This is a genomic window from Syntrophomonas sp. DTU019 (assembly GCA_913757435.1).
Classification (GTDB): Bacteria; Bacillota; Syntrophomonadia; order Syntrophomonadales; family Syntrophomonadaceae; genus DTU019.
Genome location: CAJYDM010000001.1, coordinates 346,089 through 369,802 on the forward strand (window position 1 = coordinate 346,089; position 23,714 = coordinate 369,802).

A 23,714-nucleotide genomic window follows, 5' to 3' on the forward strand; every position below is an offset into this window, starting at 1 on the left:
ACCTTTTAAAACTAATCAGGCGTAAACGATTGAACTATGGACTTACGCCACAAGTAAGTCCCGCCTTTTTTCGCACTTGGCGTCTACATACCCTCATGGCAATGAAGAGGCTTTTATCATTATTCCCGGGCACCACACCAAGGCAACCCATAATTGCCTACCAGCTGTTGGTACAGCAATCTGCGTATGGTTTCAACAATAGATGTCAATGGCCGTTTTTCGGCAAAGACGCGAACAGCCAGCGGCATCGACTCGGTTGTACAAACGCCTAGCCAGACTTGGATTCTTACGGTTTAAAATGCACCTAAAGGATTTCTACATATCCTTCTGTCCCGTTCACCCGAATCCGCTGTCTGTCTTTAATCAGCCTGGTGGCATTTTCCACTCCGACAACGGCCGGCAGGCCGTATTCTCTGGCAATTACCGCACCGTGGGTCATCATCCCGCCTACTTCCGTCACCAGGCCCTTTATGGATATAAAAACCGGTGTCCAACTCGGGTCGGTAAAAGTGGTGACCAAAATATCACCTTCCTCTATGTCGGCATTTTCCATTCTTAAGATGACCCGAGCCCGGCCTTCAATAGCGCCGGATGAAACCGGTATACCCGCCAAAGCCCCAGACGGAATTTTCGTGTTGTCGTATTCCCCTTGTACAACCTCCCCCTCGGAGGTCATAACCCGAGGTGGCGTTAGCTTCTCATAAAACTGGTGTTCCTCTTTTCGCCGGCTTATGATGCTGTAATCCAGCTGGTTGGTCCTAACCACCTCGCGGAGTTCTTTAAAAGACAGATAGTAGATATCCCCCTTCTCCCGGATAACTCCCTTCTGCACCAGCTTGTCGGCTTCTTTCAAGAGGGCTTGTTTGATAACCCAGAAACGTCCGATCATTAAATACTTGGGGTATTCCCGGTAGCCCGTGAAATTGCGCAGAAGGCTGATCATCCGCTTTGTCTTTTTGGCCTTTTGTTTGCCACCGGGCAGCTGTTTTAAACGGTTTATCAAATCCTCTTCCTTCTGCCTGGCTTCCAAGAGCCCCTGCTCGAATATGGTTTTATGGGCACCTGGCTCAAAGTTCCTGATATTGCTGAGAATCATGGGGACGAGCATAGTGGGCTGTTCGCTCCAGCGAGGCCTGGTGACATCGATCTCACCGGGACAGCGCATACCGTATTTCTCCAGATAATCTCGTATGGATTGGCTGACCGCAGTGCCGCCTTCCAATTTAGCCAGATCCTCAAAAAAAGTCTCGTTATGGGCCTGTTTAAAATACTCCATTACCGCCGGATACTGCCTGACCACGTCGGCTACATCCAACAGGGCCAGCCCCATTTCAGAGGTGACGTTGTGGGCTACCGACTGGGAAAGTGAATCTGCTGCACTCTTTTCGCCCAGCCACTTTTCCATGTACTTATTGATCCAACTCACCGCATATACTCCTACATAAATCGCTGCCATGCCCTGCGCATCATACATGTCTGCTTTTAGTTGCTTATAAGCCTCTATAATAAAGTCAAACAGTTCCTCCCCGGACGACAGGTTGACAATCCTCTGCCGCAGGTTTCTAGTAGACTCCTCATTACGGGATATCAGAGATTCAACGATGGCTGCGTCGTTGCTGCGGTATATCTTGATAAACTGAACCGGCAAGGCCCAGGAGAAATACCCTGATCCCATTCTGAGGGCCCTTTCGCCGCGTGCTAAGGAGTTCATAAAGTCTTTGCGCTTCATTATGGTCTTGACGGCGTTAAGCGTGAGAGGGTCCATTTGGTTAGCCGCCATAAGTACCATTTTTCTTCCCAGGGGAGAAGCCATATCATGAGCCAGGTCGATGAATAACCTTCCTCCGGCTTGAATTAGGGGAAAATCATCAAACCCTACCTGGAAAAATGATATCCCCAAGGGTTTCATTGCATCGGTCATCATTTGCTGATGGCTGAAACACACATACACATGGTTTTTTCCATCCTGCACATCTGGTATAGGGTACAAGGTGGTAATAGGCCGGCTCTGCAAGATAAAAAAGCTACCATGAAGGTATGGGGACACACCTCCCGCGGAGGAATGTCCATTAAGGTGTGGGGACACACCTCCCGCGGAGGAATGTCCGCTAAGGTATGGGGACACACCTCCCGCGGAGGAATGTCCGCTAAGGAATGGGGACACACCTCCCGCGGAGGAATGTCCGCTAAGGAATGGGGACACACCTCCCGCGGAGGAATGTCCCCGTATAAGGCACCACTCGATGTCCTGGGGATAGCCGAAATGAGCCTCAATCTTTCGGCCCAGGCCTTCCAGCTGTAAAATCTGTTCGTAGCTCAGGGTCTGCATTTTCTGCCGGTCGGCCTCAATCTTCCACTCCTCCGTTCCTCCGCCATTTGAGGCAGAAACAGCCAGCTTCTTGGTCGAAATCTTCTTATCAATGATTCTGCCCTCACGGACCTTATAGATGTCCGGGTTTACCAGACCGGAGACCAGGGCCTCACCGAGCCCGAAACTGGCATCGATGGATAATACTTTCCGGTTAGAGGTGATGGGGTCGGCAGTGAACATGATCCCCGCTGCCTCTGGAAAAACCATCTTCTGGATGACCACGGACAGGTGGACCTTGCGGTGATCGAAGCCGTTTTGGATGCGGTAGACTACAGCCCGGTCAGTAAACAGCGATGCCCAGCACTTGCTGATGTGTTTTAGTATGGAACCTTTTCCAATAACGTTTAGATAGGTATCCTGCTGACCGGCAAAGGAAGCCGTCGGCAAATCCTCCGCAGTTGCGCTGGATCGTACCGCATAGGCATTATTTTCGCCGAGTTGGGCCAGATGATGAGAAACCTCCTTATCAATCCCTGGCGGAATCTCGGTGCTCTCGATGACCTGACGGATTATTGCGCTGATTTCGCCAATCCCTTCCCGGTTATCTGCTTTTAGCAGGGACAACTGATCCATCAGCGCGTTATACTCCTGGTTATTGCCAATAAGTTCCTTATACGCCAGGGTGGTAACGCAAAAGCCCTCTGGGACTTGAACTCCCTCAATTCTTGATAGCTCCCCCAGGTTGGCGCCTTTCCCCCCTACCAGGGCCAGCTTGGTCCTGTCGATGTCCTGAAAGCCGAGTACATATGAATTCATACATATTCTCCTTCCATTTTGCCGGTATCAAGATCATATATATTCTTCTTTGTAGAAGTTATTTTTAAGCAAATCCAAACACTCGTTCATTTCTTTGGATAAGGCATTATAATCGATTTCGCCCTCACCTGATAATTTAGTGCTATATCCCTCACCAATCCAGGTAAGCATCTTAACCAGCTTTATATCAATATTGTCCTTGAACTTGGAGGTATCCATGCCATCAAAGGCAATTTTATTTCTAAAATCCTCGAGTCGAGAAAAGCGTATACCAAAAGATCAGTCGAATACAGATGAGCTGAGGTATTGAACAGTCAATCTGAGATGAAAAGAGGGTATTTGGACAAATTTAATTATATGGTGAAGGTAGCAAAGGAGCGGTGCTTCCATCCAATTGCCGGTATATCGTTTCCGTGCCAAAGGAGACTAACAATGCCATAAATACTAGATTGTTCGCTGCGATTCATAAAAACCTCTGCAGCGATTGATATATAATAGGAGTGGAACATAATCAAAAAAGTTACAAAAATCGGATAATTTAAGACATTTATGTATTAGTGATATAAACGACCTATTAAGTAAAAAGAGGTGGATAATATTTGAAAGGAATAATTCTTGCCGGAGGCAATGGTACGCGCCTGTACCCAATAACACAATGCATATCCAAGCAATTATTACCGATATATGATAAACCGATGATATATTATCCGCTTTCGGTGCTTATGCTGGCAGGTATAAGGGATATTCTAATTATTTCGAAACCTGATGAGATCCCCCGATTTAAGCAGTTATTAGGTGATGGAAACAGAATAGGAATATCATTTACATATGCTGAACAACATTCCCCCGAGGGGCTAGCCCAGGCATTCATTATCGGAGAACAGTTTATTGGGAATGAACCGGTAGCTATGATTCTAGGCGATAACATATTCTATGGGCAAGCATTCACTCCTATGTTAAGGCGTGCTGTTAAACGAGAAAAGGGTGCAACAGTTTTCGCATATAGGGTAAAGGACCCTCATCATTTTGGCGTGATAGAATTCGATGAAAAGAAGCGAGCGATATCCCTGGAGGAAAAACCCGCCGAACCCAAATCAGATTATGCCGTTACCGGCTTATATTTTTATGATAATAATGTAGTGCAAATCGCCAAAGAGCTGAAGCCTTCAGCCCGGGGCGAGCTTGAAATAACCGATGTAAACCGTGTATATCTGCAAAATGATCTGCTCAATGTGGAAGTTCTGGGCAGAGGATTTGCCTGGTTGGATACCGGTACTTTTGATTCATTGATTCAGGCAAGCCTATTTGTAGAAACCATACAAAATCGCCAAGGATTTAAAATAGCCTGTCTCGAAGAAATAGCCTATTATATGGGTTATATAAATAAGGGTGAGCTATTATTACTTGGAGAATCGATGAAGAAAAATGATTATGGCCAATACCTTATAACCATAGCAAATAGTGGAATACGCCCTTTCTGGGGCGAAAAGATGCGCGAAAGTAGGCAATGGTAAAATAATGCACCAAAGACTTATTTACATACTTGTAACCGGAGGAGCCGGTTTTATCGGCTCAAACTTCATACCGTATTTTTTAGGGAAATATCCCAACTATTATATCATTAACCTGGATAAATTAACCTACGCTGCTAATCTTGATAATCCAGAGAAGGCAGATAACCGTTATCAACTGGTAAAAGGTGATATCTGCAACCGGGAGTTGCTGGAATACCTTTTTATGCAATATGACATCCGGGGCGTGATTCACTTTGCTGCCGAGTCACATGTAGACAATTCTATTACTGATCCTGGTGTATTTATTAAAACCAATGTAGAAGGCACCTTTACCGTACTGGATGTAGCTCGCAATTATTGGATGGAATCTCCTGGTAAATATAAAGCCGACTATGAAGGATCACGTTTTCATCATATTTCAACCGATGAAGTCTATGGGAGTCTGGGAGAAATCGGTTTGTTTACAGAGCAAACTGCTTACGCACCGAATAGCCCTTATAGTGCCAGTAAAGCCGCATCAGATTTAATTGTACGAAGCTATTTTCAAACCTATGGGCTTAATACAGTGATAAGTAATAGTTCCAATAATTACGGCCCCCGCCAGCATAACGAAAAACTTATCCCCACTATAATTCGCAAAGCCCTTGCGGGAGAGATTATTCCTGTATACGGAAACGGCATGAACATTCGCGATTGGCTCTATGTTTTGGACCACTGTAAAGCCATCGACAGAGTATATCATCTAGGGCGTGCCGGTGAATCGTACAATATCGGTTGCAGAAATGAACATAGTAACTTGCATGTTGTGCAAACCATCTGCGGTCTGCTCGATCAGGTTAAATCCGATAGATTGAAGACCATCGGCATCAAAAGCTTTGCAGAGCTGATCAGATTTGTCACTGATCGCCCCGGACACGACCATCGATATGCGATAGATGCTTGTAAAATAGAGACCGAACTGGATTGGAAGGCTGAGGAAAGCTTTACCAGCGGCCTCAAAAAGACAATTGACTGGTATCTGAACAGGGAGACCGAGGCAATTAACTAATCATGTTGCACTGGAATCATCGGAGCAAAAATCAGGGGATTTTTATGAATCTATATTCAGGAAAGAATGCTCTAAGGCATATAAACCGCCGAGGTAAGTTGTCTATTCTAGGGATCAAATTGTTGCTGAAACAGCTAACTAAGGATATATTCAGCCAGGATACCAGTCTGGGAGAAAAGCTGTGGGCCTATAAACGTGGTTTCTTAAGCATGCGGGTCAAGACTTATGGCATAACCGAAGCCAATTACCGTGACCATATTCCGGATTTCGATTACTATAGACTGCATCCTTTAAACGGTCAATACACCACATGGATCGATGACAAACTGATAATAAAATATCTCCTGGCCCCCTTTGACCAGTATCTTCCCAGGTATTATTTCCTGCTAAATCGTAATGAATTGGCGAGGATGATGGACTGCCCGGATGATATTGCCCCTGATGTTGACGGTGTTATTGAGTTGCTCAAAAGAGAAGGTAATCTGGCCGTCAAATTGATTGCAGGATCTTTAGGGAAGGGCTTTTTCCGTCTGACCTATGAGGATAGTGCTTTTTATGTGAATATGAACCTGGTCACCTTGCCTGAGCTAAGAGATTTAGTGGGCAGGTTAGAAGGATATTTGATTACCGAGTATGTGTTGGCCCACCCAACCCTTAAGGCCATTTATGGTGCCACCCCGAATACAGTGCGAGTCCAATTGATAAGGAATTCCGGAAATGAACCAGCAACAATAATGGGCAGCTTAATACGATTTGGGACAAAACAAAGCGGTGTATTGGAGACTCCGTCTGCTGGCGGGATTTTTGCAGGAGTCAATCATGAAAACGGGAACATTTACAGACCTTACTATATATCTAACAATCGCCTTATAAGCATTAAATTTCATCCTGATACCAATGAGGACTTGGAGATAAACCTGCCGGGATGGCATCATTTGATAAAAACCCTTCAAGACATCTCGGATTATTTACCGCAAATCAGTTATGTCGGTTTCGACATAATAATGACCGATAATTCTTTTAAGATAATTGAACTTAATTCATTGACTTCACCAACTGTATTATCATATTATTATCCATTCTTACTTGAGGAGAATGCGGCCAGGTATTTCTTTGGTAAGTTTAAAGCCGCGCCAAAGCTTTTCAAGAGAATATTAAAAGATGCCAAGAATAGATGAAGGTAGCCTAAATGAAAAGAATACTGTTATTAGGTGGCTCAAACCAACAGCTAGCGGTTATTAAGCATGTCAGATCACAAGGTTATCACACGGTATTATGTGATTATCTGCCAGACAATCCCGGGCAGTATTATGCAGACAGGTTTTATTGTGTAAGCACTACAAATCAAGAAGCCGTACTCGAAGTTGCTCAAAAGGAACATATAGATGGCGTAGTTGCTTACGCTTCAGATCCGGCTGCACTTACTGCCGCTTATGTCTCAGAACAAATGGGCTTACCAGCTCATCCTTATAAGTCTATCGAAATACTCACCAATAAGGAGAAATTCAGGGCCTTTTTGAGGGAGCATGACTTTTGTTCACCAATAGCTAAAGGATACCAAACCATTGAAGATGCCAAAGCCGATTTGGCTAATTATCGATTTCCCGTGATCATCAAACCGGTCGACTCGTCGGGGAGCAAAGGCGTAAGCCTGCTTAACGATACCAAGGATTTGGAATCGACAGTCAATTCCGCGCTTTCCTTTTCCAGGTCGAAGCGCTTTATTATCGAGGAATACGTTGAAAAGACGGGTTATCAAGTGGCTGGCGATGGTTTTTCCATTGAAGGGCAGCTGGTATTTCGCTGTTTTGCCAATGACCATTTCAATGGCGGCCTGGTTCCAATGGCAGCTAGCATTCCCTGCCAACATCCCCGGCACATTCAAGACAAAATCCACCGGGAAATCCAGCGACTGTTAACTTTGCTGGATATGAAAACCGGTGCCTACAATTTTGATATCCGTGTCGGCCAAGATGAAAAGGTATATCTAATGGAGATCGGGCCCAGGAATGGTGGTAATTATATCCCCCAGGTGACCAAGTATGCAACTGGTATCGATATGGTTGAATATACCGTAAAAGCCGCTTTAGGAGAAGACTGCACCACTGTCAAAATGGCTGAACCTGACGGATGCTGGAGCTATTATGCAATCCACAGCAACAAAAGCGGCATCCTGAAAGACATATGGATAAAAGAAGAAATTAAAAAGGATCACATCGTCGAAGCTTATATACATAGCAAAATCGGCGATCACGTCCCCGCTTTTACAGATTCCAGAGCAGCCATCGGAATTTTGATTATGAGATTTGCAGCGGTTGACCAAATGTTAGATATGTTGGACCACCCGGACGATTGGATCCGGGTAACCATTGAGGATGATCGCACGTGAGGGAAATTGGGGGTTATTTAGGATTAGAAGCCATCCATGGCAGCGAATACTATGGCGATCTGATCGCCCTTAATACAGGCAGAAATGCTCTTTTGTATTTACTGCGGGCTAAACAGATCAAAAAGCTATACTTACCGTTTTATCTATGTAACTCGGTAAGCCAATTATGTATAAACCATAATTATGAAATCGAATATTACGGTATTGATGATCATTTTATGCCTAGATTTAATAAGCTCCTTACAGATAACGAATACCTGTACGTAGTGAACTATTTCGGGCAATTGACGGCGGAGAGGATTCTTGGTCTAAAAGAGCAGTTTATTAGAATCATTGTGGATAATTCCCAGGCCTTTTTTCAAAGGCCCTTGCCAGGAATCGATACTATATATTCCTGCCGGAAGTTTTTCGGGGTGCCAGACGGTGCGTACCTGGCAACTGAGGTTTCGTTATCAGATAACCTGGAAGTTGATGTCTCCTATAAAAGGATGTCGCATATTTTAGGGCGTTATGAAGGGGCGGCGGCAGACTTCTACGAGCAGTTTCGGCAGAATGAAGAGTCTTTAAAGACGGAGCCTTTGAGAATCATGTCCAAATTGACTCGCAATCTGTTAAGGGCGATTGATTATGAACAGGTGTGTCGCATCCGCAATGAAAACTATGCCTTTTTGGACAGTAAGTTGCGGCGACTAAATAAGCTGAAACCGATTTACCCGGAGGGACCCTTTGCGTATCCGTTTTATGTTAAGAATGGTTCTGCAATCAGAAAAGGACTGGCCGATAAAAAGATTTATATCCCTTTGCTTTGGCCCAGTGTGCTCACCAACATACCAGTCGGAAGCATTGAATATGACTTTACCACTAATATCCTGCCCCTCCCTTGTGATCAAAGGTATAATCTTGAGGATATGAAACATATGTTGACCTGCATTGAAAAAGCTGTCCCAGGAAAGGGAGATAGGGATTGGATTTAAGAGGCAAAAAACTACTGGTACTGGGGGGAACCAGGCTATCGGGTGAGATAATCAAACAAGCCAGGCAGCAAGGAGTCTGTGTTCTAGTGACTGATTATCTGGAGGATTCCCCCGGGAAAAAGATCGCCGATAAAAGTTTTATGGTTAGTACTACCGATGTTGGGGCAGTGGTAAAACTGCTGAAAGAAGAGCAGATCGATGGTATGATAACCGGATTCATTGATTCGATGTTACCATACTATCAGGAGATTTGCGAAAAGGCTGGGATCCCCTGTTATGGCACCAAAAAGCAATTTGAGTTGGCAACTAACAAAATCCAATTTAAAGAACTGTGTCAAGCCTTTGACATACCGACCGTTAAGGGCTATCGACTTCCATACCCGTTTGATTTGCACAGCCTGACCCAGTTAAGTTATCCGGTCTTGACCAAGCCTGCCGATAATAGCGGAGGAAGAGGTATATATATTTGCAAAGACGCGGATGAGCTGCTAATAAACCTGGAAAAATCCTTGTTATTCTCGCCTCGCAAAAAAGTACTGGTTGAAGAATATATGGACTGTAAAGAAGCAACCGCTTTTTATATCATTCAAGATGGTGTAGTCTGTCTCAGTTCAATGGCAGACAGACATGTTAAAAAAGTGCAAGAGGATACTATCCCCTTGCCGGTTGCCTATACTTTTCCCTCTAAACATCTGAAGCGGTATCAAGAAACACTCGACCCGATAGTGGTTAAGATGTTTGAGTCGATTGGAATGCGCAATGGAGTAGTTTTTATACAGATGTTTGTGGGGGATGACAAATTTACCTTTTATGAAATGGGATATCGCCTGACTGGATCTTTGGAATATAAAATTATCTCCGCATTGAATGGCATTGATCCTCTGCAGATGATGATACATTTCGCTTTAACCGGATCAATGCATGATAAACCTATCAAACCCTTACTGAACCCGAACTATAAAGAATGGGGATGTAATCTCACCTTTTTATCGAAGCCGGGGACAATTGGAAAGATAATCGGTATAAACAGAATAAAAGCCTTAAAAGCAGTAATAGATGTGGTGCCGGCTTATGACGAAGGGGATACCATCCCGCTGTCAGCCCGGGGCACACTGAAGCAGGTGATCCTCAGAGTGTTTGCATCAGCGGAAAACCGGGAAAAGCTGGTTGATATCATGGATGAAATAAATCGATCTTTCCAGGTATTTTCGGAAGACGGGGAAAATATGCTTCTGGATGGGTTTGATACCAAGGAATTTTTAAATATATCTTAAGGTCGGTATTTATACACTATGCGCAAAGAAATTAGCAAGTCTGTTTTGATCACTGGTGCCGGGGGGTTCCTGGGTGGAGCTTTAATAGAGCAAATGTGCCGGCAAACCAATTATTCTATAATGGCCTTAACTTCAAAGCAAGAGAAACTTGTATCGCTTTATGGCAACAGAGTGCAATGCTTTGATTGGGGTGATTTTAGAAACCAAAAACTGCCTTGGCACAAGTTTGATACTATCATCCATTGTGCATTTGCACGAAAAAACAGATCAGATCAGGATATAGCCCAAAGCCTCGACTATACCAATGAGTTGTTCGTCAATGCTGCAAAAAATAAGGTGCCAAACATAATAAATATTTCGTCTCAAGGAGTATATGGCCAGGCCTGCAAACCATTGTGGAAAGAAGATACGCCTGTTGCTCCCAGGAATACCTATAGCCTGGCTAAATATTCAACTGAGATTTTATTGAGAAATGCCAAACACCTTAGTGGTGGCACAACAAATATTACCAATCTGCGTTTAGCCAGTATAACCGGGGGAAAAGCCAACCTCCGGCCGGAACTGGTGTCTATACTGGTAGTTAAGGCATTAATGGCTGAAGATATCATTATCATGGGCGGGAAACAGGTGGTCTCCTATATTGATATTAATGACGCAGTCGACGGAATTCTGGCCTTATTGTGGTCTGATCCGGCAAGGTGGAAGCAGGTATATAACCTGGGAAGCAATCAGCAAAACAGTATCGTGCAAATAGCCAGCATTGTATTAGATACAGCAAAAGACTACGTAGATAAACCAATCAAATTAATAATACAGCCTGCCGATACCGAGTTAATGGTGGGAATGGATTCAAGTTTATTTTTTGAAGATACCGGATGGACACCCCGATATAACATAAGGGATACCATAGCGTCCCTATTCAGCTACTTTACTAGGGAATCCAATATAAGAGAATGGAAAATGAGTTGACATGCGCGTGTGTTCGAAGGGTTTAGGATCGAGGATAATCCGTAATATGATCGGCTTCTAGTAAAATACGAAAGGCAAACCAATGCATAAATATCAGCATGCTTGTATTCCAGTGACAAAAACTGCCCTCCCCCCGATCCAGAAATATATACATTATATCGAGGGTATCTGGGAGCGGGGACAATTGACCAACAACGGCCCCCTGGTCAGGGAACTGGAGGGCGAGCTTCAATCATACCTGGGGGTCAGGCATTGCCTTTTGGTGGGCAGCGGGACTCAAGCCTTGCAGATTGCCATCAAAGCATTGCAGTTAAAAGGAGAGATCATAACCACTCCTTTCTCTTTTGTAGCTACCAGCTCGGCAATTGCGTGGGAAGGATGCCAGCCGATATTCGCGGACATCGACCCCCGCAGCCTATGCATAAATCCGGCTAAAATTGAGGCATTGATAACACCTTCCACCAGTGCTATCCTGGCGACTCATATTTATGGCATCCCTTGTGAGGTGCAGCAAATACAGGAAATAGCCGATAAACATCGATTAAAAGTGATCTACGATGGCGCTCATGCCTTTGGGGTCAGCTATAAAAAGCGACCTCTCCTGATTGCTGGAGATGTTTCGACCCTCAGCTTTCACGCCACTAAACTCTTCTATACTGGAGAAGGCGGAGCGGTTATCTGTAATGACGATGAGTTGGCGGCAAAGATGAAAAGGATGCGTGACTTTGGCATAAATGGACCGGAAGCATTTTTTGATGAAGTAGGCATAAACGCTAAGATGTCAGAATTCCATGCTGCACTCGGTTTATGTGTACTGCCAACTGTGGGCCAGGCCATTGCCAGGAGACAATACATATGCTCTCAATACGACCATCACCTGGCGAATTGTGGTTTGACTCGCCCTCTGATACCTCCGGAAACAAATTATAATTATGCCTATTACCCGGTGTTGTTTAACAATGAAGCCAGCCTGAAAAAGGCCCAAAAGGCGCTCAATAATAACAACATATTTCCGCGTCGTTACTTTTATCCTCTGTTAAACAGGCTCCCTTATGTGAATTCATCCGAGCTGCCGGTGGCAGAAGACGTGGCGGGCAGAGTATTATGCCTTCCCCTATATGCGGAACTTGAAAGCAATGATGTAGAGTACATATCGGATTTGATCAAACAATCAATTGCGTCTAAATAACAAGAGTACCAGTCCTTAAATGCGGAGGGTTTTAATTGGCCATTCTTGTCAGCATTACTTGCGTTACGTATAACCATGAAAAATATATTGCTGAAGCACTAGAGGGTTTTTTGATGCAGAAGACGGATTTTCAATATGAAATACTGATCTATGATGATGCCTCAACCGATAATACCGCAAATATCATCAGATCATATAAAAGCCGATTTCCTGATATTATCAAGCCAATATACCAAACCGAAAACCAGTATGCCAAGAAGCTTAAGAATAACACCACTTTTAATCTGCCCCGTGCGCAGGGTAAGTATATAGCTTTATGCGAAGGGGATGATTATTGGACTGATCCTTTGAAACTGCAGAAGCAAGCTGACTACATGGAAGAGCATCCTGATTGCAGTATGTGCTTTCATGCAGTCCAGGTTGTTAAACATGATGGCAAGCCAACCGGCAGAATAATAGCGCCATATAAAAACAACTGCATTGTGCCGATCGAAGACCTGATCACTGGAGGTGGCTTTCTTGGCACCAACTCACTCTTTTTCCCTAAAAAATGTATGCAATCACCTCCTGAATTCTATTGGCGTGCCCCTGTTGGAGATGTTCCCTTGACACTCTATCTGGCCAGTCAAGGGTCGGTTTATTATCTTAACGATGTAATGTCATCTTACCGTACTGGTGTTGAAGGATCATGGACAAGCCGAATTTCAGCTTCGAACCAGAAAAAAAGGGAATTCAGACTGGCAATGATGGAAATGATAAATGAATTTGATAGATATACCAATTATCGCTATACCGAAAGTGTAAAAACACGCCAGGCCGAAAACGAATTATTGCTTCTGCTTACCGAAGGAAATATTGCCAGGCTGAAGGAACCTAAATACCGGAAGTATTATGAGCAACTTGGGCTATATGTGGTGGCTTTGATTCTTTTATATAAATACTTTCCAGGGCTCTACGAAAAGTTGCGTATATTCAGAAAGCACATAGTATCAAAAATGGCAGTTAAGTAATATATCGCGAGAGGGCAAGCCGCCAGTACAGGGCGGATACCAAGTGGCAAGACTTGTGGCGTTAGAGAACATAGCAAGTTTGTAGGGTGAGGGAGAACAATGAATCATGCTTTAGACAAAATCGAGACCGATTTCGATACTGCTCGTCAAAACGCTCCCAGGACGAAACCGGCCATCGGGACCAACCGGCCCTGGCTTAAGACTCTGGCTGTGTTTGGCATGTTAATAACAGATATAGCAACCCTGCTCCTGATATTTTGGATCAGCCTGCAGATAAGACTGTACATACTGCCAAGGTTTGCTGATATCTTCCCCGCGCAGATCCCCCCGGATCTATCCGCCAAGGTTTGGTGGGTGATACTGATAACAATAATATGCATTGCCTATGAGAAGCTGTATACCCGAAGACTTACCTTCTGGAGGGAAACAAAAAGGCTGATAGCGGCAGTTTCGCTGGCATTTCTGTTGATGCTGGCGGCGGTTTCGTTGACCAAGATGGGTGGAGAAGTTTCCCGAACAGTAGTGGTTACTGCGTATGGGCTCAGTTTGATAATATTGCCTATAAGCAGATACGCTGCAAAAACGTTGTTAGCGCGGCTTAAGATATGGCATGAACCGGTAATTATCATAGGTTCAGATCCAGTTGGCCGAGAAGTGGCCCAGGCTTTGATCAAGGACCGGTATGTGGGTTATGCCCTGGTGGGATTTGTCGATAACAACGGTCAACATGCTCCGGTGATGGTTAACGGGCGGGAAATACCACTATTGGGACAGGTGCAGGATATAGCGCAAATACTACACCAAACCAGGGTTAAAACCGCCATAATTGCTATACCCCACTTGCCAGGAGGCGAACTTGTCAAACTGAATAACAGTTTGCAGCCCTATTTGCGTTCGATCCTAATTGTCCCCGACCTTTTGGGCATCCCGGTAATAGGCGGAGAAGTTGATTATTTCTTTGATGAACAGATCCTGGCGTTTCGCACCCGCAATAACCTGGCCAGCCGCATCAATATTATCGCCAAACGTTTATTTGACATATCCGTGGGCTCCATAATGCTCCTAGTCATGCTGCCGTTAATAATCGGTCTGGCTCTGGCAGTGCGGCTGGATTCAAAGGGAACCGCACTGTATATGGGACGACGGATCGGCAGACATGGACGAGAATTCAGGTGCTATAAATTCAGAACCATGTTTATGAATAATGATGAGATATTAGAGGAATTCTTGCATGACAATCCTGAAGCGTTGGAGGAGTGGCAAGTATATGCCAAAATCAAAGGGGATGATCCCCGGGTAACCAGAGTCGGCAAATGGTTGCGGAAGTTCAGTCTGGACGAACTTCCGCAACTAATAAATGTGCTCAAGGGTGAAATGAGTCTGGTCGGCGCTCGTCCCTATTTGCCCCGCGAAAAGGAAAACATGGGCGTGTATGTTGATACTATTCTGCTGGCGAATCCGGGCATTACCGGTTTATGGCAGGTAAGCGGCCGAAATGAAATTGATTTTGCCGGCAGACTAAAAATGGAAGCGTGGTATGTCCGCAATTGGTCGATGTGGCTGGATATTTCCTTGTTATTTCGAACCGTAGGCGTGGTCTTAAGCAGAAAAGGGGCCTACTAGCAAGGAGCAGTCTTTATGTGCAGTGCTATAAAAGGTATGTTGAAAATTCCGGGCCGCTATGAAATACAGATTACCGATATTGAGTATAGTGGGCGTATTGATATGTGGTTTGAATACGGACATATTCAGGTTTTAGGGGTCATTGACAACATTGGCTCTGGGGTTTTAAGACAAGGCCAACTGGGAGTTAATATGCCTGGGAATAACGGAAATATAAAATGAGCAAGGCCATAAAGAATACCATCCTCATATCTGCTGGCACCACCTTAAGCAAAATCTTGGGCTTCATTCGCGAAATGGCCATAGCAGCTTTTTTTGGTGCTTCTTACCTGGTAGACGCCTATCTGGTGGCACTTATAATTCCCCAGGTGTTGTTTTCTGTGATCAACAATGCCTTAACCACTACGGTCATACCTTTAGTTACCGAGTACAAACATAAAGAAGGACTGAAGTCGGTATTAAGCTTCCTGAACACGGTTACGGCGGTAATGGTGATATCCTTGGCACTGCTTATCGTAGCCGGGGAATTCCTGGCTGAACATATTGTCGGGTTGCTGGCTCCCGGGTTTAGCGGTGATGCATTTCAATTAACGGCAGCTTTAAGCCGGATCATGTTTCCCGCTATGTTGTTTATGGGCCTGGCCGGTTTAAGTGTGGGGATTCTGCAAAGCCAGAAGCGGTTCTTATACCCATCTATTATTGGCATCCCCAATAATCTGATTATCATTGCCTCGGTGTTTGCCCTGGGGGGTATATGGGGAATTAAAGGTTTGGCAGCAGGAACGCTGATAGGTGTTGTAGGTCAATGGCTGTTTCAAGTACCCGATCTGCGCAAGGCCGGGTTCAAGTTTAAGCTGCAAATGGATTTTTCACACCCCGGTTTTCGAAAAATGGGGCTTCTTATCATTCCGGTGATCATCGGCTCCGGAGCGAGTCAGCTGAATTTGGTGGTAGATCGCCTGTTAGCTTCCGGTCTGGTGGAAGGCAGTATCTCGGCATTGCATTTTGCTCACAAGTTAAATACCCTGGTATTCGGGATCATAGCGGTAGCGGCCGCCAATGCCATGTATCCGGAATTTGCCGAAGCAGTTGCCCGGCAGGACTACAAGGGTCTCATCAATTTGATCAAGCGGTCTCTCACCGGACTACTGCTAGTCATCCTTCCTTTCACGGTGGGGATGATCCTTCTTAGGGAACCTATTGTGCGCTTAGCTTTTGAACGGGGGGCATTCAATACGGAGGCAACTGCTCTGACCGTTACGGCATTATTGTTCTATGGTTTGGGGCTGCCGGCCCTTTCTTTAGGCCAAATCCTGCTGCGGACTTTTTACTCTCTGCAGGACACGATGACTCCCATGATTATCGGAATATTTTCAGTCGGGCTGAACATTGTTTTGAATCTGATCCTGGTCAGATACATGGCTCATGGAGGCCTGGCTTTGGCGAGTTCGATATCCACCACAGCAAGCTGTATATTGTTGTTATGGTATCTGCGCAAGAAAATTGGTCGTCTGGGCGGACAGGAATTATTGCTAAGTGGAGCTAAAATGACCCTGGCTACCGGTATAATGGGCATTTTGGTTCTTTGCTTTTATAATTTTCTATCTTCACGCCTTTCCGCAGGAATGATCGCCGATCTGATAGTCTTGGGCTGCTGTGCTTGTGTCGGTGCAGGGGTGTATTTCAGTATTGTTAGAGTACTACGAATCAAAGAGTTTGATTGGCTCTGCGACAAGATCAAAATGAAATATCATTCCTAAAGCCAAAAATAAACCAGGTGATACCCGGCAATCAGTTAGGAAGCATGGAATAAAAAACAGTTTAGTCTCATGGTATAATATGGTAGTAGCAAACACAGCCCCAACCCGAGCCGCTATGGCATAGCAGACACCTTTTTGGTGGCATGCTTTTTCTTACCCTGCACCATTTCATGTATCAGCCACAATACGCCTCCCGCGTTGTCACGTCTATTCTATTACCTCAGTGACCTATGCCCTTGCGGTCGTGGCATCAACGAATACCTCCACAACGATATAGACCATAATGGAACCAAAGGCTCCTGCCACCACCTGCGCCATGGTGTTTTCGCTCACATTGCTGACCACCAGACCGGCACTGTCCAAGGCGGCTAGCAGCGCGGAATTTGCAGTTGGAGAAAAATAGTTTTCTGAGTATATCAAAGTAGTATTAAAATCTTTTAAATCTCTTCCAGCGCTACTTGTCGGATAAATGTAATGCCCCCCATTGTCAAGACACGGAAAATGGATTTCTAAGTTAATCTCCTTTCTTGTTTTGATATAATCAGGCAGCTTGGGCAAACTGGCCATGATAAACCTGAGCCGGGCACAAGTCTCCGATTGAGGAATGAGGCCGGTATGTATTGTACTCGTGAATATAGCTGTTAATCGCTTTTCTTAGCTCTCTGGGACTCTCAAATTCATTTATGTAGATCAGATCGTATTTTAGAGTTCTAAAGAATCGTTCGGTTCTGACATTGTCTAAAGCCTGGCCTTTGCCATCCATTGATATTTTGACCTCGGCTGCTTCCATAAGTTTGATGTAGTCAGAGTTAGTAAAATGGCTTCCTTGGTCGCTATTGATTATCTCGGGTTTATGCTTGCTCAGTGCGCGCTTTAAGCATTCCATGACAAATGACTTTTCTAGGGTGTTTGAGAGTTCGAAATCAACGATGTATCTGCTGTGCCAATCAATTATGATAAATAAATACATGAACCCTTTTTGCATTCGGATATAGGTGATATCAACCCCCCAGACCTGATCCGGACGCACAATACTAAGATTTCTAAGAAGATAGGGGCGGATATATTGAGCATGATAGCGTTTACTAAGATTAGGCTTGGGATATATGGTGTAAATGCCCATGACCCTCATCATTCTGCGGATCTTCTTGCGGTTAACTAAGATTTCATCGTCGCGCCGGATTATCTTCGTGATTGTTCTATAGCCCCAGGTGGGGTGAGCAGTGTGTATTTCATCGATTCTGCGCATGATGAGCAAGTCGATGTCAGAAATGGCCTTCTCTTTTGGAGGATCACGATAAATACTGCTGCGGTTAATGCCCAAAAGTTCGGCCTGTCGGCTGATGGTAAGGGCTGAATCACTGAAATCAACGCATTTTTTTCTTCCAGTCAGGTCCGAGGATTTGTGTAGATTTTTTTTTCAACCAGTCTACCTCATAGGTAAGCTGGCCTACTTTACGCTCAAGTTCAGCGATATGCCCTTTGCTTTGTTCGAGTTCTTTTTCGGCTTCAGAAGGCCCTTTCTTAAATAACTCAGAAGCTCGTTCGAGGAACTCTTTCTTCCAGCGGGAGATAACCACCGGACTGATCTCGTACTTGGCGGCGATTTGATTGACTGTCTCTGCCTCTGAGAGAATCTCCAAGACAACCTTGGCTTTGAATTCTGGCGTGTAGTTGTTTCTTGCTTTCATGATGATAGTATAACTTAGATTTGAGATTTGTTGTCTCACCCTATGGGAGCATTATAGTTACCGCTTCAAACAAGCCCTCGCCAAACAGGCTTCTTCCTCTATTTTGCAAAAGTCAGGAAAAACAATGATATCCAGACGTTGATTCAAAAATACTTCTTGCAATGGTTGATGGCTCAGCGGAATGTGTCGCCGGAAACAATCAAATCCTATAGGGACACGTTTCGCATTTATTTCAGATATAATGAAACGTGTTGTGGCGTAACCCCATCCGAAATGTCTATCGCCCAATTTGACGTGGATCACATTTTGGGGTTCTTATCTTACCTGGACAAGGAACGGGGTAACAGCCCCAAGACTGTCAACAGCCGACTCGCAGCTCTGCATAGTTTCGTCAAGTACATGATCTTCCAATTGCCTGAGTACAGCGGACTGCTCAACAGGAGCCTGATGGTGCCGTTCCGAAAGACCGTGAAGCGGCAGATGGAGTTTCTGACGGAGGAAAGGTCAACACTTTTTCGGACAATTATCTAAGCAACACTTTGTAGATCCCGGTTTTGCAATGATTTCAGGTATTCAATTGGACTGAGGTACCCCAGTCGCTTCTGGACCCGCTGTCGGTTATAAAACACCTTAATGTATTCAAAGACGGCCTGGCGGGCCTGTTCCCTGGTCGGGTAAAAACGCCAATGAATAATTTCTTTTTTCAAGATCGAGAAGAAACTTTCGCTCCAGGCGTTGTCTCCTGGTTTGCCTACTCGGGAGAAACTTTGCTGCCATCCGTAACCAGCCACCTGAGCCATTGTTTTATCGGCCGTGTATTGACTACCACGATCACTATGAAATATGGTTCCAGCAGGTAAATGCCAGTAATCCTGAACTGCTTTTAGTGTACGCTGAACCAGCTCTGCTTTCATGGTTTCTGACTGGCATGAAGCTAGTACCGTATTGGTTTTGACGTCCCGAATCTGGCACAGATAGTCGAAACCCTCGCCAGTACGTATGTAGCTGATATCACTTGAAATAACCTGAAAAGGTTTGTTAATTTCCAGACCGATAGTCAAGTTTTTATACACATCGCTACGTGCCTTCCGGCTATCGGTCAACGATCGCTGCCTGCGCCTGCAGTGACAGGATTTAAGTCTTTTTTCCTCCGTGATTTGTTTTACTACCTGATATGATGCAGTTTGTCCATCGCGGCGAAGGATGCCGCATATACGCTCAACTCCATAGGTCCCCTTCCCGGACTCGAAGATCGAAATGACCTTCTGGGTTAGAGAATCTTTCTTCTGTTGGCGGCTTTCTCGTTCCTGCACCCAAGTATAATAACCAGAGGTTGAAACGCCTATAATTCTGGCCCACTTCACTTTGGCGTATTTATTCTGATTCTCAATAAACTGATAATATTCAGTCGTGCTTACTTTTGATTTTTTGCGAAGAAGGCCGTGGCTTTTTTTAATATGTAATTTTCCTCCTCAAGCTCCGCTATCCGGCTGCGTAATTCGCTCATTTCGTCTTGTTGCTGGGCTATTTGTGTTTTGTCACCGGCTGGTGTGTATTTCTGACGCCAGCGATATATCATATTCTTAGTAATGCCTAGACTATCAGCTACTTCAGTGACGGTTCGCTCGCTGGTATAGCTCATACGTACTGCCCGTTTCTTGAATTCTTCATCGTATTTCCTGCGTTTTGTTGACATTTTGATAAGCTCCTTTTCTGTTAACTGTATCTTATCAAACTGTCCGAAATTATATCACCCACCCGTATGACCTTAAGGCAAATCAGGAAACGTTAATCTCCGGTGGCAGTTTACAGGAATCCAGCCCGGCGATATACGGTGACAATATCGTTTGGGAGGACCGAAATAATGGCTCACTGGATGCCGATATTGTTCTGTACGATTTAAACAAAAAGGAAAAGAAATGGATTACCAGAGATAAATATTCGCAGAGAAATCCCCGAATATTTGACCATTATCTGGTCTGGATGGATGAAAGAAGAGGGTCATCTTCGACTGATGTATTTGAAAACGGAAAAGCCCCCAACTCAGATATTTTTATGTATGATTTGAGTACAGGAATGGAGACTCTGATGACAGGAAATGAACCGCAAATATTACCCGATATATCGTCAGACTGGCTTGCGTTTGTCACTTCCAGCGAGATTAATCCTGTTATAGAGTTTATTTGTTACTGCCACCCCATAATGTCCGGTGATAGACGGTGTAATTTGGCCAAAAGTTGACGGATGTGCTGACCGTTTGGGCAGCCCCTTAAGGGGCAGGGAGAACTAACTCAATTCTCCCTGAACAACTAGCTTAACCATATGATCATCAATAATGTTACGTTTGTTCTGAGCTCCATAAAGCAGACAATGAGTGCAGACCTTGTTAACCATTCGCGCTGCTCCACTTGAAAACTTGAATATCTCATCAACAGCGTTATCAGAGAAAATATCATGTTCGGCACCGGCATAAGCCAGGTGTCTTTTTACATATTCGCCAACCTGAGAGCGATCCAGGTGAGGCAGCTTGCATTGTATGTCGATGCGTTGCCTGATGGCCGAATAGGACTGAAGCTTAAGCCTATCCCAGAGTTCATTCTGGCCTACCAGAATCAAAGCCATCGGGCTTTTGGCGTCCATTTTGAAATTCAACAGGAACCTGACTTCTTCCAACATCTCTTTGTCCAATAGATGGGCTTCATCCACGATAACCACGGGCTGCAGGTGGTGGATACCCTGCATCAGTTCGATCTCTTTATGTAGTTGCCGTTTAGCGTCTCCCCGGTAGAATTTAGCCTCACAGCCCAATTGCTCTAATAGGCCTTTGTAGAAATGCCGAGGTGTTAACTTGGAATCAGCCAAGTACATCACCATATACCGAGATGTGTCCAGGATTTCTTTAAAGCACCTTATGGTAGTGGTCTTACCGGTTCCACAGTCTCCGGTTAATACTGCAAACATCTGCCGCTGGGCGGTGTACTCAAGCCTCCCCAGGGTTTCTTCCAGCAGGTGTGACTGATACAACTGATCAGTGGGTATATCCCTGGAAAAAGGTGTCTTTTGGAGACCATAGAAACTTTCAAACATGCCCTTCGCCCTCCTTGCTTACTGAACGATAGGAAACGGCGGGGGTATAGTTGTCTTTGCGCTCCTGGTGCTTAATAGCTGCTGCTTGGAGCAGCCTTGATGAATCAGTGGGTTCTTTCTGCATGAATTCGGGTAAGGGCGGTCTCTTACCCGCCCGTTCTCCAATCACCAGTTGCCGGGCTTTAAAGGGCTGGTGTCCTTCATATTCGATGGTAAGTTCACTAATATCTGCCGGATCGAAGATGACATCGACTTTGCAGCCGATAAAAGTCAGACCTACTTCGTATTTTCTGCTTTCAAAGCTGATACAGCCTGATTTATCTACCTTTCTTTCCTCACAGTGCATAAATGCACTGGCTAGTATTTCCGGATCAAGGTATTTCAAGGTCTTACGGTCACTCTGGTATGCCACTGCCGGACTAAGCTCACCCTCTATTCCGGAATGAGGCTTGTGCTGGTAGCATTCCTCCAGCCAGACTGTGAACAACTGATTTAATCTGTCTAAGGTTTGTGGTTCCTCTAATCTGGCCTCTGCTAAAAATGAGTCAACCACCCGGTTAAAACGTTCAACTTTGCCAGTGGCTTCGGGGGAATAGGGTTTTGCAAACAGTAGCCTGATTCCCATCTTGGCACAGGCTCGATTCATCCATTTGTTGCGGTACTGACCGCCGTTATCAAAGTATACTTTTTCCGGAACGCCGTATTTTAGGATGGCTTTCTTGAAACAGTCTTCAACAATTATTTGGTCTAATACCGGGTAGAACTCACCATGCAGAATGAAGCGAGTAGCGTCATCCACAAATGTAACCAGGTAGACTTGCTTCTTTTTACCTTCCTTGCCGATGGGCAGGTAGGGCCCGTATTTTATGTCAGAATGCCAGAGCTGGTTACGGTATTTCTGCTGATAACGTCTGGCAGCTACACCGGTACCGGTATACATGCGCATTTGCCGACTACTGTAACCTCTCTGGGCTAACTTTTCCTGCAGGGTGCTACGCTTGATCTGTCCTGGCTGAACTAAGCCCTCCCACTCCATGATCTGAATGATTTGGGATATGCTGCGACTGGGTACTTGGCGGCGCAGCAATATGGCCTGCTCCAGGACGTTAATGGGAACTGCTTCTTCGCTACACCGTTTGCCTCTGCCTTTGGGCTTTAGTCCGTTAAATCCTTCTTTCCTGTACAGGTCTAGATACCTGCGTAAGGTGCGCTCGGATATCCCGGTCTGTTCACATATCCGGGTTTTGATTACCTTAGCCTGTCCGGCATCCAGGCCTTCAGCAAGGAGTGGGGCCAGCATATGCACCCGCTGGGCCGCTATCTCTTCTGCCTTCTTGTCATTTCTCAATGCTCAAGCCTCCTTTTTAAGCTTTAACATTGAGTTTACCTTTACACTTTTATGGACAAAACGCTGAACGGGTATGTGACCATAAATTTAAATTGGCTATGGGTTTGACAACTCTGGCCAGCCAACCGGGTGCATCTCCTACATGCTGCCAGATCCTGTGGAGCTTGGACGGGGGAAGGCTGGATAAACCTCCCACAGATTCCTTTAGATCATACCTTAGGATTATTGATGTCAGGCAACTCTGGAAGTAGTCAGCTCTTTCAAAAAACCAGTTCTGCCACCGCTTAAGGGTAGACTCATCTGCAATTACACTCATCTGTCTTTCCTCGGTAATTGTAGTTTCTATACTCTCCCGCACATGGTGTTTGTAAGGAACTAATATATCCGGAAGTTCATGATGAATCCTTTTGCAGTCAACACATCTCAGTCTACGAATACTCAAAACTATCTTGTTTCCATGGGTATTGATACAGCTTCTTTTGCGGCTGCCTATCACCTTTAATCCCCCGCTGCAGCAGGGACAAGGAATCTGCTCCAAGCTCCTAACAGAAAACACCCTTGGAAGGGTTCTCTATCAGCTCATATTTTGATACAATAACCATACTTGGTGTGGACGTCTCTGGTGCTTCTGTTGGTCGCATTAGCACATTTATACAGAGGCGTCTTTCCTTTCTGTATAATATGGTCATTATATCCAGCTATTTTTGGTCA

The 23,714-nt window shown here is 45.0% G+C and carries 23 protein-coding genes; 14 read left to right on the forward strand and 9 right to left on the reverse strand.

What is annotated here, in order from left to right; all coding sequences use genetic code 11:
- Positions 1-304: 304 nt before the first annotated feature.
- Entirely contained in the window at positions 305-3,127 is a 2,823-nt protein-coding gene (locus AC15IQ_RS01765; RefSeq protein ID WP_483176920.1) for a phosphoenolpyruvate synthase, read from the reverse strand.
- A gap of 33 nt (positions 3,128-3,160) precedes the next feature.
- Positions 3,161-3,346 carry a hypothetical protein gene (locus tag AC15IQ_RS01770; protein WP_483176922.1) on the reverse strand — a complete coding sequence of 62 codons (186 nt, stop codon included), beginning with the start codon at positions 3,344-3,346 and terminating at the stop codon, positions 3,161-3,163.
- A gap of 380 nt (positions 3,347-3,726) precedes the next feature.
- Here AC15IQ_RS01770 and rfbA point away from each other — a divergent pair, with 380 nt between their 5' ends.
- The 12 genes from rfbA to murJ all read left to right on the forward strand — a co-directional run bounded on the left by rfbA (position 3,727) and on the right by murJ (position 16,877).
- Entirely contained in the window at positions 3,727-4,641 is a 915-nt protein-coding gene (rfbA, locus tag AC15IQ_RS01775; protein ID WP_483176923.1) for a glucose-1-phosphate thymidylyltransferase RfbA, read from the forward strand.
- Between the two features lie 4 nt (positions 4,642-4,645).
- Positions 4,646-5,689 (forward strand): dTDP-glucose 4,6-dehydratase, encoded by a 1,044-nt coding sequence (rfbB, locus tag AC15IQ_RS01780; protein ID WP_483176924.1) that lies wholly within the window; start codon positions 4,646-4,648, stop codon positions 5,687-5,689.
- 122 nt (positions 5,690-5,811) lie between these two features.
- Complete coding sequence (locus tag AC15IQ_RS01785) at positions 5,812-6,867, forward strand: sugar-transfer associated ATP-grasp domain-containing protein (RefSeq protein ID WP_483176925.1); 1,056 nt, start codon at positions 5,812-5,814, stop codon at positions 6,865-6,867.
- Positions 6,868-6,878: 11 nt separating this feature from the next.
- Positions 6,879-8,078, forward strand: coding sequence for an ATP-grasp domain-containing protein (locus AC15IQ_RS01790; protein ID WP_483176926.1), 1,200 nt, complete (start codon positions 6,879-6,881; stop codon positions 8,076-8,078).
- The gene (locus tag AC15IQ_RS01795) at positions 8,075-9,052 is read left to right on the forward strand and encodes a hypothetical protein (protein ID WP_483176927.1); all 978 of its coding nucleotides are present in this window, start codon (positions 8,075-8,077) and stop codon (positions 9,050-9,052) included. Before AC15IQ_RS01790 ends, AC15IQ_RS01795 begins: the two co-directional genes overlap by 4 nt.
- Positions 9,043-10,326, forward strand: a complete 1,284-nt coding sequence (locus AC15IQ_RS01800) for an ATP-binding protein (protein ID WP_483176929.1) — start codon at positions 9,043-9,045, stop codon at positions 10,324-10,326. The genes AC15IQ_RS01795 and AC15IQ_RS01800 overlap by 10 nt, the downstream gene beginning before the upstream one ends.
- An 18-nt stretch (positions 10,327-10,344) precedes the next feature.
- Positions 10,345-11,295, forward strand: coding sequence for an NAD-dependent epimerase/dehydratase family protein (locus AC15IQ_RS01805; RefSeq protein ID WP_483176930.1), 951 nt, complete (start codon positions 10,345-10,347; stop codon positions 11,293-11,295).
- A gap of 82 nt (positions 11,296-11,377) precedes the next feature.
- A complete protein-coding gene (locus AC15IQ_RS01810) occupies positions 11,378-12,484 on the forward strand; it encodes a DegT/DnrJ/EryC1/StrS family aminotransferase (RefSeq protein WP_483176932.1) in 1,107 nt (368 codons plus the stop codon).
- A 35-nt stretch (positions 12,485-12,519) separates the two neighbouring features.
- Entirely contained in the window at positions 12,520-13,494 is a 975-nt protein-coding gene (locus AC15IQ_RS01815; protein ID WP_483176933.1) for a glycosyltransferase, read from the forward strand.
- Positions 13,495-13,593: 99 nt separating this feature from the next.
- A complete protein-coding gene (wbaP, locus tag AC15IQ_RS01820) occupies positions 13,594-15,117 on the forward strand; it encodes an undecaprenyl-phosphate galactose phosphotransferase WbaP (protein WP_483176934.1) in 1,524 nt (507 codons plus the stop codon).
- Positions 15,118-15,132: 15 nt separating this feature from the next.
- A complete protein-coding gene (locus AC15IQ_RS01825) occupies positions 15,133-15,339 on the forward strand; it encodes a hypothetical protein (RefSeq protein WP_483176935.1) in 207 nt (68 codons plus the stop codon).
- Positions 15,336-16,877 (forward strand): murein biosynthesis integral membrane protein MurJ, encoded by a 1,542-nt coding sequence (gene murJ, locus AC15IQ_RS01830; protein ID WP_483176937.1) that lies wholly within the window; start codon positions 15,336-15,338, stop codon positions 16,875-16,877. The genes AC15IQ_RS01825 and murJ overlap by 4 nt, the downstream gene beginning before the upstream one ends.
- A 228-nt stretch (positions 16,878-17,105) precedes the next feature.
- On the opposite strand, the gene AC15IQ_RS01835 is transcribed toward murJ, so the two are convergent.
- Positions 17,106-17,297 carry a hypothetical protein gene (locus AC15IQ_RS01835; protein ID WP_483176938.1) on the reverse strand — a complete coding sequence of 64 codons (192 nt, stop codon included), beginning with the start codon at positions 17,295-17,297 and terminating at the stop codon, positions 17,106-17,108.
- 121 nt (positions 17,298-17,418) lie between these two features.
- A protein-coding gene (locus tag AC15IQ_RS01840) for an IS3 family transposase (RefSeq protein ID WP_483176939.1) occupies positions 17,419-18,568 on the reverse strand; the annotation gives its coding sequence in 2 pieces (ribosomal slippage) (positions 17,419-18,288 and positions 18,290-18,568; 1,149 coding nt in all).
- A gap of 165 nt (positions 18,569-18,733) precedes the next feature.
- On the opposite strand from AC15IQ_RS01840, the gene AC15IQ_RS01845 reads away from it, so the two are divergent.
- Positions 18,734-19,099 carry a phage integrase N-terminal SAM-like domain-containing protein gene (locus tag AC15IQ_RS01845; RefSeq protein ID WP_483177728.1) on the forward strand — a complete coding sequence of 122 codons (366 nt, stop codon included), beginning with the start codon at positions 18,734-18,736 and terminating at the stop codon, positions 19,097-19,099.
- On the opposite strand, the gene AC15IQ_RS01850 is transcribed toward AC15IQ_RS01845, so the two are convergent.
- Together AC15IQ_RS01850 and AC15IQ_RS01855 are read right to left on the reverse strand one after the other, a co-directional pair.
- Positions 19,096-20,025, reverse strand: a complete 930-nt coding sequence (locus tag AC15IQ_RS01850) for an IS3 family transposase (protein ID WP_483177729.1) — start codon at positions 20,023-20,025, stop codon at positions 19,096-19,098. The two genes, AC15IQ_RS01845 and AC15IQ_RS01850, sit on opposite strands and share 4 nt — an antisense overlap.
- Positions 19,983-20,264 carry a transposase gene (locus AC15IQ_RS01855; RefSeq protein WP_483176940.1) on the reverse strand — a complete coding sequence of 94 codons (282 nt, stop codon included), beginning with the start codon at positions 20,262-20,264 and terminating at the stop codon, positions 19,983-19,985. Before AC15IQ_RS01855 ends, AC15IQ_RS01850 begins: the two co-directional genes overlap by 43 nt.
- A gap of 95 nt (positions 20,265-20,359) precedes the next feature.
- Here AC15IQ_RS01855 and AC15IQ_RS01860 point away from each other — a divergent pair, with 95 nt between their 5' ends.
- Positions 20,360-20,809 (forward strand): hypothetical protein, encoded by a 450-nt coding sequence (locus AC15IQ_RS01860; protein ID WP_483177730.1) that lies wholly within the window; start codon positions 20,360-20,362, stop codon positions 20,807-20,809.
- 45 nt (positions 20,810-20,854) lie between these two features.
- Here the strand turns inward: AC15IQ_RS01860 and AC15IQ_RS01865 are convergent, their stop codons facing one another.
- The 3 genes from AC15IQ_RS01865 to AC15IQ_RS01875 are packed head-to-tail and all read right to left on the reverse strand — an operon-like array spanning position 20,855 to position 23,559.
- A complete protein-coding gene (locus tag AC15IQ_RS01865) occupies positions 20,855-21,655 on the reverse strand; it encodes an ExeA family protein (RefSeq protein WP_483176941.1) in 801 nt (266 codons plus the stop codon).
- Positions 21,648-23,003: a DDE-type integrase/transposase/recombinase gene (locus tag AC15IQ_RS01870; protein WP_483176942.1), complete on the reverse strand. Its 1,356-nt coding sequence runs from the start codon at positions 23,001-23,003 to the stop codon at positions 21,648-21,650. The genes AC15IQ_RS01865 and AC15IQ_RS01870 overlap by 8 nt, the downstream gene beginning before the upstream one ends.
- Before the next feature lie 49 nt (positions 23,004-23,052).
- Positions 23,053-23,559, reverse strand: a complete 507-nt coding sequence (locus AC15IQ_RS01875; protein WP_483176943.1) for a DUF6431 domain-containing protein — start codon at positions 23,557-23,559, stop codon at positions 23,053-23,055.
- Between the last annotated feature and the right edge of the window lie 155 nt (positions 23,560-23,714).

Bases quoted from the DNA above. Each gene is read 5' to 3' on its own strand.
- wbaP (WP_483176934.1), top strand. From the start codon at position 13,594: ATGAATCATGCTTTAGACAAAATCGAGACCGATTTCGATACTGCTCGT.
- AC15IQ_RS01810 (WP_483176932.1), top strand. From the start codon at position 11,378: ATGCATAAATATCAGCATGCTTGTATTCCAGTGACAAAAACTGCCCTC.
- AC15IQ_RS01805 (WP_483176930.1), top strand. From the start codon at position 10,345: ATGCGCAAAGAAATTAGCAAGTCTGTTTTGATCACTGGTGCCGGGGGG.
- rfbB (WP_483176924.1), top strand. From the start codon at position 4,646: ATGCACCAAAGACTTATTTACATACTTGTAACCGGAGGAGCCGGTTTT.
- AC15IQ_RS01770 (WP_483176922.1), bottom strand. From the start codon at position 3,346: ATGGATACCTCCAAGTTCAAGGACAATATTGATATAAAGCTGGTTAAG.
- AC15IQ_RS01825 (WP_483176935.1), top strand. From the start codon at position 15,133: ATGTGCAGTGCTATAAAAGGTATGTTGAAAATTCCGGGCCGCTATGAA.
- AC15IQ_RS01765 (WP_483176920.1), bottom strand. From the start codon at position 3,127: ATGAATTCATATGTACTCGGCTTTCAGGACATCGACAGGACCAAGCTG.
- AC15IQ_RS01790 (WP_483176926.1), top strand. From the start codon at position 6,879: ATGAAAAGAATACTGTTATTAGGTGGCTCAAACCAACAGCTAGCGGTT.
- murJ (WP_483176937.1), top strand. From the start codon at position 15,336: ATGAGCAAGGCCATAAAGAATACCATCCTCATATCTGCTGGCACCACC.
- AC15IQ_RS01855 (WP_483176940.1), bottom strand. From the start codon at position 20,264: ATGTCAACAAAACGCAGGAAATACGATGAAGAATTCAAGAAACGGGCA.
- AC15IQ_RS01865 (WP_483176941.1), bottom strand. From the start codon at position 21,655: ATGTTTGAAAGTTTCTATGGTCTCCAAAAGACACCTTTTTCCAGGGAT.